This is a genomic window from Aeromicrobium sp. (assembly GCF_037719875.1).
Taxonomy (GTDB): Bacteria; Actinomycetota; Actinomycetes; order Propionibacteriales; family Nocardioidaceae; genus Aeromicrobium.
On the sequence record NZ_JBBJMJ010000003.1, the window covers coordinates 173,822 to 189,041 of the forward strand.

Annotated in this window: 18 protein-coding genes; 6 read left to right on the forward strand and 12 right to left on the reverse strand. The window is 67.1% G+C overall.

The window, feature by feature from the left end:
• Positions 1-9: 9 nt before the first annotated feature.
• On the reverse strand, positions 10-1,854 hold the full coding sequence (gene glmS / locus WKF39_RS05590; protein ID WP_340386246.1) for a glutamine--fructose-6-phosphate transaminase (isomerizing): 1,845 nt from the start codon (positions 1,852-1,854) through the stop codon (positions 10-12).
• Between the two features lie 101 nt (positions 1,855-1,955).
• On the opposite strand from glmS, the gene coaA reads away from it, so the two are divergent.
• Positions 1,956-2,897: a type I pantothenate kinase gene (coaA, locus tag WKF39_RS05595; protein WP_340386247.1), complete on the forward strand. Its 942-nt coding sequence runs from the start codon at positions 1,956-1,958 to the stop codon at positions 2,895-2,897.
• A gap of 26 nt (positions 2,898-2,923) precedes the next feature.
• On the opposite strand, the gene WKF39_RS05600 is transcribed toward coaA, so the two are convergent.
• Both WKF39_RS05600 and WKF39_RS05605 read right to left on the reverse strand, forming a co-directional pair.
• Positions 2,924-3,883, reverse strand: coding sequence for a GNAT family N-acetyltransferase (locus WKF39_RS05600; protein ID WP_340386248.1), 960 nt, complete (start codon positions 3,881-3,883; stop codon positions 2,924-2,926).
• 22 nt (positions 3,884-3,905) lie between these two features.
• Positions 3,906-4,976 (reverse strand): helix-turn-helix transcriptional regulator, encoded by a 1,071-nt coding sequence (locus tag WKF39_RS05605; RefSeq protein WP_340386249.1) that lies wholly within the window; start codon positions 4,974-4,976, stop codon positions 3,906-3,908.
• A gap of 108 nt (positions 4,977-5,084) precedes the next feature.
• Here WKF39_RS05605 and WKF39_RS05610 point away from each other — a divergent pair, with 108 nt between their 5' ends.
• On the forward strand, positions 5,085-5,372 hold the full coding sequence (locus WKF39_RS05610) for a hypothetical protein (protein ID WP_340386250.1): 288 nt from the start codon (positions 5,085-5,087) through the stop codon (positions 5,370-5,372).
• 13 nt (positions 5,373-5,385) lie between these two features.
• Here WKF39_RS05610 and glmM read toward each other — a convergent pair whose 3' ends face one another.
• The 3 genes from glmM to rplM form a co-directional block, all read right to left on the reverse strand.
• The gene (gene glmM, locus WKF39_RS05615) at positions 5,386-6,732 is read right to left on the reverse strand and encodes a phosphoglucosamine mutase (protein ID WP_340386251.1); all 1,347 of its coding nucleotides are present in this window, start codon (positions 6,730-6,732) and stop codon (positions 5,386-5,388) included.
• Positions 6,733-6,739: 7 nt separating this feature from the next.
• On the reverse strand, positions 6,740-7,186 hold the full coding sequence (gene rpsI / locus WKF39_RS05620) for a 30S ribosomal protein S9 (protein WP_340386265.1): 447 nt from the start codon (positions 7,184-7,186) through the stop codon (positions 6,740-6,742).
• A gap of 83 nt (positions 7,187-7,269) precedes the next feature.
• Positions 7,270-7,713, reverse strand: coding sequence for a 50S ribosomal protein L13 (rplM, locus tag WKF39_RS05625; RefSeq protein ID WP_332668075.1), 444 nt, complete (start codon positions 7,711-7,713; stop codon positions 7,270-7,272).
• 239 nt (positions 7,714-7,952) lie between these two features.
• Between rplM and WKF39_RS05630 the strand changes: the two genes are divergently transcribed.
• The 4 genes from WKF39_RS05630 (at position 7,953) to WKF39_RS05645 (ending at position 11,189) form a co-directional block, all read left to right on the forward strand.
• Positions 7,953-9,248 carry a citrate synthase gene (locus WKF39_RS05630; RefSeq protein ID WP_340386252.1) on the forward strand — a complete coding sequence of 432 codons (1,296 nt, stop codon included), beginning with the start codon at positions 7,953-7,955 and terminating at the stop codon, positions 9,246-9,248.
• 45 nt (positions 9,249-9,293) lie between these two features.
• Positions 9,294-10,085: a tRNA pseudouridine(38-40) synthase TruA gene (truA, locus tag WKF39_RS05635; protein WP_340386253.1), complete on the forward strand. Its 792-nt coding sequence runs from the start codon at positions 9,294-9,296 to the stop codon at positions 10,083-10,085.
• Positions 10,086-10,161: 76 nt separating this feature from the next.
• A complete protein-coding gene (locus tag WKF39_RS05640) occupies positions 10,162-10,500 on the forward strand; it encodes an MmcQ/YjbR family DNA-binding protein (protein WP_340386254.1) in 339 nt (112 codons plus the stop codon).
• Positions 10,501-10,583: 83 nt separating this feature from the next.
• Positions 10,584-11,189: a methyltransferase gene (locus tag WKF39_RS05645; RefSeq protein WP_340386266.1), complete on the forward strand. Its 606-nt coding sequence runs from the start codon at positions 10,584-10,586 to the stop codon at positions 11,187-11,189.
• A 10-nt stretch (positions 11,190-11,199) separates the two neighbouring features.
• Here WKF39_RS05645 and WKF39_RS05650 read toward each other — a convergent pair whose 3' ends face one another.
• The 6 genes from WKF39_RS05650 to WKF39_RS05675 all read right to left on the reverse strand — a co-directional run.
• Positions 11,200-11,862: a zf-HC2 domain-containing protein gene (locus WKF39_RS05650; protein ID WP_340386255.1), complete on the reverse strand. Its 663-nt coding sequence runs from the start codon at positions 11,860-11,862 to the stop codon at positions 11,200-11,202.
• Positions 11,859-12,413: an RNA polymerase sigma factor gene (locus WKF39_RS05655; RefSeq protein ID WP_340386256.1), complete on the reverse strand. Its 555-nt coding sequence runs from the start codon at positions 12,411-12,413 to the stop codon at positions 11,859-11,861. Before WKF39_RS05655 ends, WKF39_RS05650 begins: the two co-directional genes overlap by 4 nt.
• Before the next feature lie 56 nt (positions 12,414-12,469).
• The gene (locus WKF39_RS05660) at positions 12,470-13,360 is read right to left on the reverse strand and encodes a DUF4394 domain-containing protein (protein ID WP_340386257.1); all 891 of its coding nucleotides are present in this window, start codon (positions 13,358-13,360) and stop codon (positions 12,470-12,472) included.
• A 113-nt stretch (positions 13,361-13,473) separates the two neighbouring features.
• Positions 13,474-14,016 carry a DM13 domain-containing protein gene (locus tag WKF39_RS05665; RefSeq protein WP_340386258.1) on the reverse strand — a complete coding sequence of 181 codons (543 nt, stop codon included), beginning with the start codon at positions 14,014-14,016 and terminating at the stop codon, positions 13,474-13,476.
• Positions 14,017-14,130: 114 nt separating this feature from the next.
• The gene (rplQ, locus tag WKF39_RS05670; RefSeq protein WP_340386259.1) at positions 14,131-14,688 is read right to left on the reverse strand and encodes a 50S ribosomal protein L17; all 558 of its coding nucleotides are present in this window, start codon (positions 14,686-14,688) and stop codon (positions 14,131-14,133) included.
• Positions 14,689-14,751: 63 nt separating this feature from the next.
• On the reverse strand, positions 14,752-15,220 hold a 469-nt coding region (locus tag WKF39_RS05675; RefSeq protein WP_340386260.1), incomplete at its 5' end, for a DNA-directed RNA polymerase subunit alpha C-terminal domain-containing protein.

The following is a 15,220-nucleotide window of genomic DNA, read 5'->3' on the forward strand; positions in this document are numbered from 1 at the left end:
GACCGGCGCTCATTCGACCGTGACGGACTTGGCGAGGTTGCGCGGCTGATCGACGTCGTGCCCGAGCTGGCTGGCGAACTCACTGGCGAAGATCTGCAGGGGAACCGTCGCGACGAGCGGCTGGAGCAGAGTCGGGACCTTGGGGAGCCGGATCAGGTGGTCGGCGTAGGGAACCACGTCCTCGTCGCCGTCCTCAGCGAGCACGATCGTGCGCGCTCCGCGGGCCCGGATCTCCTGGATCGAGCTCACGGTCTTCTCCTGCAGCTGGTCACGGCCCTTGGGAGGCACGATGACAAAGACCGGCAGGCCCTCCTCGACGACTGCGATCGGGCCGTGCTTGAGCTCTCCCGCGGCAAACCCCTCGGCATGGATGTAGGCGAGCTCCTTGAGCTTGAGTGCCCCCTCCAAGGCCACGGGATAGCCGACGTGGCGGCCCAGGAACAGGATCGATCGGGACCCCGCGAGCTCGGTCGCCAGCTTGCGGACCTGGTCGCCCTCGTCGAGCAGTCGCTGGATCGCGGCTGGAATGCGCTGGATGTCGGCGATGGTGCTGGCGATCTCGTCGCCATACTTGGTGCCCTTGACCTGGGCCAGATAGAGCGCGAGGAGGTAGCAGGCCACGATCTGCGCCAGGAAGCCCTTGGTCGATGCCACCGCGATCTCCGGGCCCGCGTGCGTGTAGAGCACGGCATCGGACTCGCGCGGGATCGTCGAGCCGTTGGTGTTGCAGATCGAGAGCACCCGCGCCTTCTGCTGGCGGGCATAGCGGACCGCCATCAGGGTGTCCATGGTCTCGCCGGACTGGCTGATCGAGACCACCAAGGTGGATCGGTCGATGATCGGGTCGCGATAGCGGAACTCCGAGGCGAGCTCGACCTCGCACGGAATGCGGGTCCAGTGCTCGATGGCATATTTCGCGACGAGCCCGGCATAGGCCGCGGTGCCGCACGCCACGATGATGATCCGGTCGACGTCTCGCAGCTCGTCGTCGGACAGGCGCATCTCGTCGAGCTGCAGGCGTCCATCGGCGGAGTGCCGGCCGAGGAGGGTGTCGCTGACGGCCTGGGGCTGCTCCGCGATCTCCTTGAGCATGAACCAGTCGTAGCCGCCCTTCTCGGCCGCCGAGACGTCCCAGTCGACGTGGTACTCCTTGGTCGGCGCCGCATTGCCGTCGAAGTCGGTGATGACGATGTCGTCGGGCGTGATCGTCACGACCTGGTCCTGCCCGAGCTCCATGGCGTCGCGGGTGAACTCGATGAACGCGGCGACGTCCGAGCCGAGGAAGTTCTCCCCCTGACCCCGGCCGACCACCAGCGGTGAATTGCGCCGGGCGCCGACGACGACATCGGGTTGACGGGCATCGCAGATCACCAGGGTGAAGGCTCCCTGCAGACGCCGGCACACCACGCGCACGGCCTCGGAAAGGTCAGCTGTGCCCTCGAGCACGTCGTGGAGCAGGTGCGCGACGATCTCGGTGTCGGTCTCGGAGATCAGCTCGTGACCGGCCGCCTCCAGCTCCGCCCGCAACACGGCGAAGTTCTCGATGATGCCGTTGTGGACGACCGCGATGCGGCCGGTCTCATCGAGGTGCGGGTGAGCATTTCGATCGTTGGGAGCACCGTGTGTGGCCCAGCGGGTGTGCCCGATGCCGGTGTGGGCCACCGGCAGCGGCCTGGCCGCCAGCTCGGCGTCGAGGTTGACCAGCTTGCCGGCCTTCTTGGCCGACACGATCTCTCCGTCACGCACCAGGGCGACTCCGCCGGAGTCGTATCCGCGGTACTCAAGACGCCGCAGGCCACCCATCACGACGTCGAGCGCAGAGCGCTGACCCACGTATCCGACGATTCCACACATACCGATCAGGGTACAAGCGATCGAAGTGAGACCCGGGAGCGCCGGAGCCTGCGAGGATACCGAGTGCCATGCCCCCACGACGCAAGCGGGAGAATAGCGACATGACGCGCGACCAGTCACCGTATGTCGAGCTCGAGCGCTCCGCGTGGGCCGAGCTCGCCGGGGACGCCCCGCAGCCGCTCCGACCCGCCGAGATCGAGCGGGTCCGAGGTCTCGGCGACGAGCTGGACCTCGAGGAGGTCCGCCAGGTCTACCTGCCCATGACCCAGCTCATCAGCATGCGCGTACGCCTCGCCGGCGCGCTCTACCAGGCCACCGAGGAGTTCCTGCACGCTCCGCAGACGCACCGCACACCGTTCGTCATCGGCATCGCCGGCTCGGTGGCAGTGGGCAAGTCGACCACTGCCCGGCTGCTCAGGGAGCTGCTCTCGCACTCCCCCGAGCATCCTGCGGTCGAGCTCGTCACGACCGACGGGTTCTTGTTCCCCAATGCCGAGCTCGAGCGGCGCGGGCTGCTCGACCGCAAGGGTTTCCCCGAGTCCTACGACCGCAAGGCCCTGCTCCGCTTCGTCATGGAGGTCAAGTCCGGCGTCGAGGTCGTGTCCGCCCCGATCTATTCGCACCTGACCTACGACCGCACCGACGAGCTCGTGACGCTCAAAGCGCCCGACATCGTGATCGTCGAGGGCCTCAACGTCCTCGCCCCGGCACGTCCCCGCGGCGATGGCAGCCCGGGGCTCGCGGTCAGCGACTTCTTCGACTTCTCGATCTATGTCGACGCCTCGGGCAAGGACCTGCGGCGCTGGTACATCGACCGATTCCTGACACTGCGCAAGACCGCCTTCACCGACCCAGCGTCCTACTTCCACCGCTACAGCGTTCTGACCGACGACGAGGCCGAGGTGCGCGCCGGCGAGCTGTGGGACACCATCAACTGGCCCAATCTGCGCGAGAACATTGCCACGACACGAGGCCGAGCCTCACTCGTCCTGCGCAAGGGACCCGACCATTCCGTCGACTGGGTCCGCCTCCGCAAGCTCTGAGACGACCGCGGATCGCCGTGGGCCGATCAGATCGTGCGGACGTACTCACCGGTCCAGGCGATCTGCCGGAAGCCGAGCCTCTCGTTGACCGCGATCATGTATGAGTTGCTGGCAGCGTTCTCGGTCATGATGCGACGCCGACCCTCGAGCAGGTCCGCAGACTCGCGCATCGTGTGGATCTTGAGGGCGAGCCCGAGCCCGTGCCCGCGATGGCTGCCCCGGACCAGGGTGTCCCACTGGTAGACCTCGGCGCTGTCGCCGGGGAAGGCCAGCTGGGTGTGCCCTGCCAGCTGGCCGTCGGCGGCTCGGGCGACCGTGACCTGCATCTGCCGGTTCGACCGGATGAGATCGGCTTCGTCCAGCCGCACCCGTGCCGCGTCCCAGTACTCGTTCTCCAGTCCGGCCTCGCCGTTGGGCGCCTCCTGGACGAGGATGCGGCGCAGCTCGGCATACTCATCGAGCCAAACGGCCGGACACGGGCCGCGCCAGGAGTGCAGCGTGTAGCCGTCCGCGACCTCCAGCGGTGGGAGCTCCGCCGGAAGGTCCAGTGCGCGCAGGGCGTCCATCATGTCGAGGGTGAATCCCCTGGCCTCGGCGAACTCGCGTCCCGGATCGTGCTCGGTGTCCACACCCCACACCGGGGTCAGGAAGCCGATCGTCCGTCCGGCTGCGCGCGCCGACGACATCAGCTCGTCGAGAATCGCCGTGGCGTGGCCCTCTCGGCGCCGATCGGGGTCGGTGAAGACGTCGAGATAGGCGAACGCGGTGTTGTCCTGCAGCGGCATCGTCGCGCTGCCACCACCGACGATCACACCTGCGTCGTCCAGCGCCATCAACGCGACGTTCTTCCCGTACGGGTCATCGGTCAGGTTGACCTTCTTCTCGACCGGTAACCACGGCGAGTCGAACTCGCGTGCATAGGCCCGCGCATAGACGGCGTAGTAGGCATCGAACCGGTCGTCGGTCAACGGCGTGACGAGGGGCATGACCCGATCGTAGGCCGGAGAGTCAGCGGCCCGCCAAGCGTGCCAAGAGCTCGCCCCGACTGCGGCAACCCGCCTTGGCGAAGACGGACTTGAGGTGATCGCCGACCGTGTGCCGGGAAAGGGTCATCAGCTCGGCCGCCTCACGCGTGCTGGTGCCGGACCGCAACAGGTGCACCAGCTCAGTCTCCCGCGCGCTCAGTCCGACGGCGCGCACGAACAGCTCGACCCGCTCGTCAAGCGTGACCTGCTCGATCGTCACCGCGATGTCAGTCGTCGCTTGGCCACCGGTGGCAACCATCCTCGCGGCACGCAGGGCGACCCACCAGTCGTCCCGCACGTGCACCCTGGTCATCGCCGGGTGCGGGTCGTCGCCGGCCTCGGCCGCGAGCAGCTGCGCACCGACGTTGTAGGCAGCTGCAGGGACTGGCGACGCCCCGCCGGACGGCGGCACGAGCATCCGGAGCACGCGTTCAGTCTCCGGAGTCATGGCCCTGACCTCGAGGTCCTCGGACAGCACCATCACGACCGGCCCGGGCGGGTCCTCATGGGTGGCCCCTCGCTGTAGCAGGAAGCCCGCCTGGCTCCGACGTAGTGCGGCCGTCACCGGGACGACCACACTCGCAAGATCGAGCAGCTCCGCGGCGGAGAAAGGGGGCGCCGGAGCCTGTCGCCAGAGGTCGAGGAAGCCCCAGCAGCCGAAGCGATCGGCGAACACCAGCGAGGCGACGTCGACGACGTCATAGTCGGCCAAGAGCTCGCGCCACACCATGCTTGCCGCCAGGCGACCACGAGTGGCGCCCACGAGTGACAGCACGGGAGGCCGCCCAGGGACGGTCCAGCGGGTCACGGAGGTGAGGTACTTCAACCGGATCAGCCTCGGCAGCTCGGACAGGCACGGCGCTTCGGCCAACGGCGACGACCCGACGGTCGTGACCGGGTCGGTGAGGAGCCAGGCGAATGCGTCGAAGTCCACCGCCGTGCGCACCTCCTCGAGCAACGCCCGCCGCAGGGCGCGATCATCATCGGCACCCGCAACTGCGGCCGCGCGCTCGATGCGATCGTGCAGTCGTTCGGACGACCTTGGCCCGCTCACGAAGCCGACGATACGCCCGGCGACCGGCGCAGGACCCCCGCAAACACGGGATACCCGTCGTACGTCAACCCGCCTAGCGTCGAGACATCACTTCACCGAGGAGACATCATGCCCACACTTCACATCCAGCACGCGATCAATGACTTCGACGTCTGGACCGTCGCATTCGCCCGGTTCGCCGAGTTCCGCAAGACGTCTGGGGTGCGTGACCAACACGTACGCCGTCCGGTCGACGATGAGCACTATGTCGTGATCGATCTCGACTTCGGCACGGTGGAGGAGGCCACGACGATGTTGGAGTTCCTGCGAACCAAAGTCTGGGCATCACCGGACAAATCACCTGCCCTCGAGGGCAGCGTCGACGCCCGGGTGCTCGAGGACGTCGAGCTCTCCTGACCGGCTGCAGCTCTCAGAGTGCGAGCGTCGAACGTACGACTGCCGCGAGGTGCTGGGCGACCTCTGAGGCTTCGTCGTGGGTCGTCGCCTCGACCATGACCCGCACGAGCGGTTCAGTGCCGGACTGCCGCAGCAACACGCGGCCGGAGTCGCCGAGCCGTGCCGCGGCAATCGCCACCTCACCCTGCAGCACGGGGTCGGAGTCGGCCCGGGCCTTGTCGACATCGGGAACGTTGACAAGGACCTGCGGCAGCCGGGTCATGACCGAGGCGAGGTCGGCGAGGGATGCGCCGGTCTCGCGAATGCGAGAGGCCACGTGGACCGCGGTCAGGACCCCGTCGCCGGTCGTGGCGTAGTCGCCCATGATGACGTGTCCCGACTGCTCACCGCCGACGTTGAAGCCGCCCGATCGCATGGCCTCCAGGACATAGCGGTCGCCGACGGCGGTCTGGATCACCGTGATGCCAGTCGCGCTGAGCGCCTGCACGAATCCGAGGTTGCTCATGACCGTCGCGACCACGGTGTCGTGGGTGAGTCGGCCGGCATCCCGCGCCGCGATCGCGAGGAGCGCCAGGATCTGGTCGCCGTCGACGACCGCTCCACAATGATCGACCGCGAGGCAACGATCGGCGTCGCCGTCAAAGGCGAATCCGGCGTCGGCATGATGCTGGATGACGGCCTTCTGCAGGTCGTCGAGATGCGTCGAGCCACAGTTGCGGTTGATGTTGAGGCCGTCCGGCTCCGCGTGGATCGGGATGACTGTGGCGCCGAGCTGCTCGAAGACGCGAGGTCCGACCTCGAACGCCGCTCCGTTGGCGCAGTCGAGCACGATCGTCAGGCCGTCGAGCCGCCCGGGGGCTGAGGCGACGAGGTGCTTGACGTAGGCCCCGACGCCCGCATGGCTGTCACCGATTCGACCGACACCGGCTCCGGTCGGCCGGTCCCACGACTCCTCGAGGCGGTTCTCGATCAGGACCTCGAGCTCATCGTCGAGCTTGAGTCCGCCGCGGGCGAGGAACTTGATGCCGTTGTCGGGCATCGGGTTGTGGCTCGCCGAGATCATGACGCCCATGTCGGCCTCGAGGTAGGACGTCAAATAGGCCGCGCCGGGTGTCGGGACGACTCCCAGGCGGTGGACGTCGACCCCGGCAGACGCAAGACCCGCGACCACCGCGGCCTCGAGGAACTCTCCTGAGGCGCGAGGATCGCGGGCTACGACTGCTGTCGGGCGCTGGTCGGCAAATGCACCGACCTCTCCGAGGATGTGGGCCGCGGCGACCGCGAGGTCGACCGCGAGCTCGGCGGTCAGATCGCGGTTCGCGAGTCCGCGAACGCCATCTGTGCCAAAGATCCGGCCCACAGCAGGATCAGCGCTTGCTGTACTGCGGAGCCTTACGGGCCTTCTTGAGGCCGGCCTTCTTGCGCTCCTTGATGCGCGAGTCGCGCGTCAGGAGTCCGGCCTTCTTGAGCGCCGGGCGGTTGGCCTCTTCGTCGATCTGGTTGAGCGAGCGAGCCACTCCGAGGCGGAGCGCACCGGCCTGGCCGGTCATGCCGCCGCCGGTGACCCGTGCGATGACGTCGAAACGGTCCTGCAGCCCGGTCTCGGCGAAGGCCTCCTTGGCAATCTGCTGGTGCAGCTTGTTGGGGAGGTACTCCTCGAGCGGCTTGCCGTTGACGGTCCACACGCCGGTTCCCGGAACGATGCGGACGCGCGCGATGGCTTCCTTGCGGCGACCCGTGGCAGCGCCAGGTGCGATCGTCGCGGGCTTGTCGGAGGTCTCGGAGGAGCCAACGGTCTCGGAGGTGTATGCCACACCCTCGGCGTTGGTCTCGAACTCGTTGTCGACAGTGGTCGATGCTTGGTCAGTCTGGGCCACGATGATTGCGCTTCTCTTCTTTACTGGGAGATCTGCGTGATCTCGAACGGCTGGGGCTTCTGGGCGTGGTGCGGGTGCTCGGGGCCGGAGTAGACCTTGAGCTTTGTGATCAGCTGATCACCCAGACGGTTCTTGGGCAGCATGCCGCGGACCGACTTCTCGATGGCCTTGCGAGCATCCTTGTCGAGCAGGTCACCGTAGGCGATGGACTTGAGTCCACCCGGGTAACCGCTGTGACGGTAGGCGAGCTTGTCGGTGCGCTTGTTGCCCGACAGTGCGACCTTCTCGGCGTTGATGATGATGACGAAGTCACCGCCATCGACGTGAGGGGCGTAGGTCGGCTTGTGCTTGCCGCGGAGCAGCGTCGCAGCCTGGACGGCGAGACGACCAAGGACGATGTCCTCGGCGTCGATGACGTGCCACTGACGGGTGATGTCAGACGGCTTGGGGCTGAACGTGCGCACGGCGTGACCTTCTCGTTCTTGGTGGTGTGGCTGGGTGTGAACAAATGCTGCGTCGGTCGATTCCGCGGCATCAGCCGACGGGGACACGACACACAAGGTTAACCGGCAGCGACCGCCCGGGTCAAAACGAGACCTGCGCGTGAGACCCCACATCGTACGAATCGCGGGACCGCACTAAGTTGGGTGCACGCTGCACCACCTCGCAGTCGGGCACACCCCGCCGTCACAGGAGACCCATCGTGACCGAAAACCACACACTGACCGTCCGCGACAACCGGACGGGCGAGGAGTTCGAGCTCCCGATCACCGACGGCACAGTCCGCGCGAGTGACTTCGGCCAGATCGGGAAGACCGAGGATGAGCCCGGCCTGGCGCTCTATGACCCGGGTTTCACCAACACCGCGTCGACGCGCAGCGCCGTCACGTTCATCGACGGCGACAAGGGGATCCTGGAGTATCGCGGCTACCCGATCGAGCAGCTTGCGGAGAAGTCGACCTTCCTCGAGGTCGCCTATCTGCTGATCCACGGCGAGCTGCCGACCAGGGAGCAGCACGATCAGTGGGTGCACGAGATCACGTTCCACACCTTCGTGCACGAGAACCTCAAGTCGCAGCTGCAGGGGTTCCGCTACGACGCGCATCCCATGGGCATGCTGCTGTCGAGCGTCGGCGCTCTCTCGACGTTCTATCCCGAGGCCCGCAACATCACCGACCCCGACATCCGGCACGACCAGATCGTCCGGCTGATCGCCAAGATGCCGACCCTCGGCGCGTGGTCCTTCCGGCACGCGCAGGGCAAGCCCTACGTCTACCCCGACAACGACCTGACCTACACCGAGAACTTCCTGTCGATGCTGTTCAAGATGAGCGAGCAGAAGTACAACCCCGACCCGCGCCTCGCCAAGGCGCTCGAGGTCTTGTTCATCCTGCACGCCGACCACGAGCAGAACTGCTCGACCAACGCCGTACGCTCGGTCGGTTCCAGCCAGGTTGACCCCTATTCGGCGGTCAGCGCCGGGGTCGCCGCGCTCTATGGCCCTCTGCACGGCGGCGCCAACGAGGCCGTGCTCAAGATGCTCAAGCGCATCGGCAGCAAGGACAAGGTGCCGGCCTTCATCGACGGCGTCAAGAATGGCGACGAGAAGCTCATGGGCTTCGGTCACCGGGTCTACAAGAACTTCGATCCGAGGGCGACGATCATCAAGAAGGCCGTCGATGACGTCTTCGAGGTCACGGGGGTCAACCCCTTGCTGGAGATCGCCCAGGAGCTCGAGCGCATCGCGCTGGAGGACGACTACTTCATCTCCCGCAAGCTCTACCCGAACGTCGACTTCTACTCGGGCCTCATCTACGAGGCGCTGCAGTTCCCGCCGGAGATGTTCACGGTCCTCTTCGCGATCCCCCGCACGGCCGGCTGGCTCGCCCAGTGGCTGGAGCTGGTGGATGACAAGGAGCAGAAGATCGCCCGGCCCAAGCAGATCTACACCGGCGACCGCCGGCTCGACTTCGTCTCGGCCGAGGAGCGCTGGAAGTAGTAGGCGGCGCCCGCCCGACCCGTGGTCACCACCGGATAGCGTGTCGTGGTGCGCCTGCGACTCGACCTCTCCTATGACGGGACCGATTTCCGCGGTTGGGCCATCCAGCCGGGGCTCCGTACGGTCCAGGGCGAGGTCGAGGCCGCGATCGCGCTGATCCTGCGACTCCCACAGTCCGCACCGCTCACCGTCGCCGGTCGGACCGATGCCGGCGTGCACGCCCGGGGGCAGGTGGCGCACGTGGATCTGGACGACGTCGATCCGGTCCATCTCGAGCGACGCCTGCGGCGCCTGCTGCCCGAGGACATCACGCTGCGGGGGCTGACCGCCGCAGCTGACGGCTTCGACGCCCGGTTCGCCGCACTGGAGCGCCGATACGCCTACCGCATGTTCGACGGTCCCGCGCCCGACCCCCTGACCCGGGCCACCGTCGTGCGGTGGCCTCGTCGGCTCGATGTCGATGCGATGAATGTTGCCGCCGACCACCTCCTCGGTGAGCATGACTTCGCGGCGTTCTGCAAGCGCCGCTTGGGCGCGACCACGATCCGTACGCTCGCGGAGCTGGGCACCGTGCGGGTGGGTCATTCGTTGGAGACCACGGTGCGCGCCGATGCGTTCTGCCACTCGATGGTGCGCTCCCTGATGGGATTGCTCGTGGCGGTCGGTGAGGGCCGATTCGAGCCGTCGTGGTCAGCCGCCGTGCTTGCCAGCGCGGCGCGGGATGCCCGGGTCACGGTGCTGCCGCCACATGGCCTGGTGCTCGAGGAGGTCATCTATCCCGACGACGCAGGTCTGGCGATCCGCGCCCGGGAATCACGCAGGCGGCGCGACGAGTGAGGCGCCCGTGCGTTGCGGGGTCACCGCCTCCAGCTCGCGCGACACATCCCCTCCCGACCAGTGACACACTGAGTCCATGGTCACCTGGGAGGACGTCGTGGCACACGCCGTGACGCTGCCTGAGGTCGCGGAGGCCACCTCCTACAGCACACCCTCGCTCAACGTCGCGGGCAAGCTCATGGCCCGATTGCGTACCGAGGACGACGGTGGGTTGGCGCTCAAGTGCACGACAGCCGACAAGGAATCACTGGTCTCGGGCTCCGACCCGGCGTTCTACACCTCGCCGCACTACGACGGCTACGACTACGTGCTCGTCGACCTCACGCTGGTCGACCGCGCCGAGATCTTCGAGCTCATCGAGGAGTCGTGGCACATCGCCGCGCCCGCGCGAGTCCGTCGACTCCGTTCCGCTTGACGGAGCTGAGCTCCATGCGGTCACCGATGGCGGGACCTGGGTCCGCACCCCTGCACCTGCTGACCGCTGGCACGATGGTGGGTATGCATGACGAGCCGACCGATCACTACTTCAGCACCGCACCTCGCGCTGACGATCGCAGGCGCGACGTGTCGGCCATGATCTGGGGCCGAGAGATGACATTCACCACCTCGTCGGGCACGTTCTCGCACCGAGGCCTCGACAAGGCCACCGAGATCCTGCTCCGCGCCTCGACCCCTCCGACTGCAGGCACCCTGCTCGACCTTGGGTGCGGCTGGGGCCCCATCGCCTGCTCGTTGGCGCTCGCGGCACCGCGAGCCGCGGTGTGGGCCGTCGACATCAATCAGCGGGCCCTCGATCTGACCGGACTCAATGCTGAGCGGGCAGGAGCGCGCGTGCACACCGCGCTGCCCGACGACGTGCCGGCCACGCTCGTCGTCGACCAGATCTGGTCCAACCCGCCGATCCGGATTGGCAAGGCCGCCCTGCACGACCTGCTGATGCGCTGGCTCCCCCACCTCGCCCCCGCCGGGACGGCCCGACTCGTGGTCGGCAAGAACCTCGGAGCCGACTCCCTGCAGCAGTGGCTCATCGACCAGGGGTGGCCCACCACTCGAGCCGGCAGCGAGCAGGGGTTCCGCCTGCTCGAGGTGTCACGCGGCACGTGAACGTCAGGTCTCAGGTGGTCAAGTCGCCCCAGATGACCTTGCTGCCGTCCGCCGACTCGACGATGAACCGGGTCGCGTCCGCGAACAACACCGACGAGCTCATGTCGCACGTGATGGTGCGGTCACCGACACCGATGAACTCACCGGCGTCGTATGACGTGCCGTCCTGCCCGATGATGCGGACGTCGTAGGTCTCGCCGGCCGGCAGACCGGTCGCGGTGAGCTTGAGCTCCAGGCCCCAGGTGTGATCCACCAGGCCGACCGTCGCGGTGACCCCCGGCGTCACGTCCACCCGGGGGACGGCGATCACGGTCGGCGTGTCGACCGGCTCGTCGTGCAACACCACGAAGGACATGACGGTGGCCGCAACGGCACCCACCAGGGTCCCGGCCGCGGCCGGGACCCAGCGCCGCTTCCGTCTGGACTCGAGGTCCTTGAGCACGGCCTCCATCCGGTCATCGAGCTCGGCCGGCGGCGCGGCTGAGCTGCCGAGGTCCTCCTCGCGGAGGGTGTCCAACATGACAGCCGCGGCGGTGTGCTCGTCAAGCTCAGCCCGGCATCCATCGCACGTCCCAAGATGCGCCTCGAGGGCCTCGACCAGCTCGGGGTCATCGAGCTGACCGAGCGCGTAGGCCCCCAAGGCCTCGCGCAGGGTCTCATGAGTCGGACTCATGACTCGACCATCAGCATCCCCATCGCGAGGCGCAGGTGCTTGAGCCCGTAGAACACCCTGCTCCTGAGGGTGCTCACCGAGACGCCGAGCTCGTGGGCGACCTCGACGTACGGGCGGCCGAGCAGATAGGTCTCAACGATCGCCGTGCGTTGGTCGGAACTGATGCTTCCCAGGGCGCGCCTGACGAGATCTGCGTCAGCGACAGCATCTGCATGGTCATGCATTGCTCCCTCTTCCTGGTTCTCGGTCAGGTCTGCAGCGAGTGCCAGAGCCCGTGACCTGCTGGCAAGGTGGTCGCTGATGACGTTCTTGGCGATGGCGTAGAGCCAGGTACGAAGGCTGGCCCGGCTCGGATCAAATCGCTCAGCCGCCCGCCAAGCCCGCACGATCGTCTCCTGCACCACGTCTTGGGCCGTGGCGCTGTCACCCAGACGAGCGAGAGCGAAACGGTAGAGCTCACCACCGTGACGGTCGTAGCACTCCCGGGCCAGCGAATCGGCAGACCGTGTGGTCTCCCGCTCCCTGGCCCGGAAGTTCATCCGTTGTGGCAAGAGTGCTCCTGGATGACGGACCGGGACGTCTGCGCGATCAGGTCACGCAGACGCTGTCACGGCTGCTTGATGGCGATGTCAGCGACCTGCTTGTCGAATGCTGCCACAACCGTCGCCTTGCCGCTCAACAGATCGATCTTGTAGAGCGAAGGCACCCCGGCGTTGGTGGTGCGGAGCGCTCCATACGCGGTGTTGGAGACCGCACGCGTACCACTCGTGGTGGTCCGAATGTCGAATCCGGCCAGGTCACTGAACGCGACGCCGAGCGAGCCTGTGGGAGCCAACGTTCCGGCGTTGGCGGGCGACTGAAGCGCGATGCGATCGGCGGCGGCGTCGAGGTCGAACAAGGTGGTGGCCGTCGAGGCGTCCAGGTCGTTGTTCGTGTAGGCCGCACCCACCACTCCGAGCGCGTCGACCGTGCCGGTCTCCGGAGGCGTCGCGGGGTAGGTCAGCTTCGTGTCGTTGATCGTCGTACCGCCGGGGTTGACGTTGTGTCGCAGGTTCTGCCCCGTGCTGCTGATGATGCGCAGGCGGTCGGCGGCCGGGTTGAAGTCGACACCGAAGCGTGCCTGCGGCTCCGACGACAGCGCCACGGTCAGCTGCGAGACCCGGACCGCGTTGCCCTTGCTGGTGATGGTGTAGATGCCACCCTGGTCGCCAACGCCGTAGTAGTTCCGGTCCTGGATGCGGAAGTCGATCCCGACGAACCGGGTGTCTGCCGTCGCTCCGGGAGAGGCTGCGTTGAGGCCATCGATCCTGCCGAGCAAGGTGTCGCTGGACGGGTTCGTGAGGGAGAAGCTCCGCAAGAACATGCCGCTGTCCGAGAGGGCCAGGGCGGCCGCGGTGGACGGGGCGGCGCTGGATGATGAGGTGGTGGCGGCCACTGCGCCGAGTGCGAGGGCGCTCGCAGAAGCCAGCGCGATGAGGGGTCGAGTGATGGAACGCATAATTCCTCCGAGGTCTGCACCGACCAAAGTGACCGGTGTCACAAGGGTCTACTGCCACGGACGGCCCCGCATTGAAGCCGACCCGGTCTTCTTTTCTCGCTGACCGCGCGGTGTCAGCGGTTCAGCGGGGCCGATCCGAAGGCCACGCTGAACCGCTCGCACCAGATGACGACACTCTTCAGGCCTGCAAGATCAGCGCCGGCCGGGATCTCGTAGTTGTGGTTGCCGTCGGTTGCCTTGAGCTTGCCGAGCTGCACCGCTCGACCCTCGTCGTACTTGAACCAGCTGCCACCCGCTGTTCGGTCCGACAGCCAGACGTGCAGGTCGGGGCCGTTGCTGGTCGAGAAGTCCTCGAGCCGCAGGATTCGGCGGCCATCCGCCAGCTCCACGACTCGCGCCCGTCCGGTCGTGCCATGCTCCTGCGACATGAACCGACCGCGGGTCAACTCGACCGGCTTCACCGAAGCCGTCGGCGTCGGAGCGGACGGCGTCGGAGCGGAGGAGGGCTGGGAGTTCAGCACTGGCACCCGGGGCGCGGACGTCACCTCCGGCAGCGCCTCGTCCACCGTCGAGCGAGTCCACAGGGTCCACGGCTCGAATGCCAGCGAGCCGACTGCGAGCAGGCCGACGATCACCGCGGCCGCAAGCTTCTTCATAGTCTGATCCTAAGGTGACGCGCCAGTCGGGCAGGACCGTCACGGATGACCAACCTGTGACGACGCAGAACGCCCGCCACCTATCGGTGGCGGGCGTTCTGGTGGTGCGGGTGGCTACTTGGTGTCGTCCGCGGCCGGAGCCGTGTCGTCAGTCGCAGCCGCCACCGTCTCGGCTGCCTCAGCAGCGTCGTCAGTGGCGTCAACCGGCACATCCGTGCCGAGATCGTCAGCAGGCGCGTCATCGGCCGACTTGTCCTCGGCGGCGGGCTTGGCGACCTTGGTCCTCTTGGACGTCTGGTTCTGCGCGCCGAACTGCTTGGCCTCGACGATCTCGATGACGGCCATGGGGGCGTTGTCGCCCTTGCGTGGCGCAATCTTCGTGATGCGTGTGTAGCCACCGGGACGGGTCGCCATGGCGGGACCGATCTCGGTGAACAGCGTGTGCAGGATGCTCTTGTCACGGATGACCTTGACGACCTGGCGGCGGTTGGCCACCGTGTCGGTCTTGGCCTTGGTGATGAGCGACTCCGCGTAGGGGCGCAGGCGCCGAGCCTTGGCCTCGGTCGTGGTGATCTTGCCGTGCTCGAACAGGTTCTGCGCCAGGTTGGCAAGGATCAGGCGCTGGTGCGCCGGGCTGCCGCCGAGGCGAGGTCCCTTGGTGGGGGTGGGCATGTTGTGTCTCCAGAATCAATCGGGCCCAGGGTCAGGTGGGCAGGGGCCGGATGGGGCAGTACGTCAGTACTGCTCGTCCTCGGCGAAGCTGGCGTCGTCGTCATAGGCGTCGATGACGGCCGACGGGTCGAAGCCAGCCGGGCTGTCCTTGAGCGCGAGGCCCATCTCGGCGAGCTTGGCCTTGACCTCGTCGATCGACTTCGAACCGAAGTTGCGAATGTCGAGCAGGTCCTGCTCCGAGCGGGTGATGAGCTCACCCACGGTGTGGATGCCCTCGCGCTTGAGGCAGTTGTAGGAACGCACCGTGAAGTTGAGGTCCTCGATCGGCAGTGCTAGGTCTGCAGCGAGCTGCTCGTCGACCGGGCTGGGGCCGATGTCGATGCCCTCGGCCTCGACGTTGAGCTCACGGGCCAGACCGAACAGCTCGACCAGGGTCGAGCCGGCCGAGGCAATCGCGTCGCGCGGCAGGATCGACTTCTTGGTCTCGACGTCGACGATGAGCTTGTCGAAGTCGGTGCGCTGCTCGACGCGG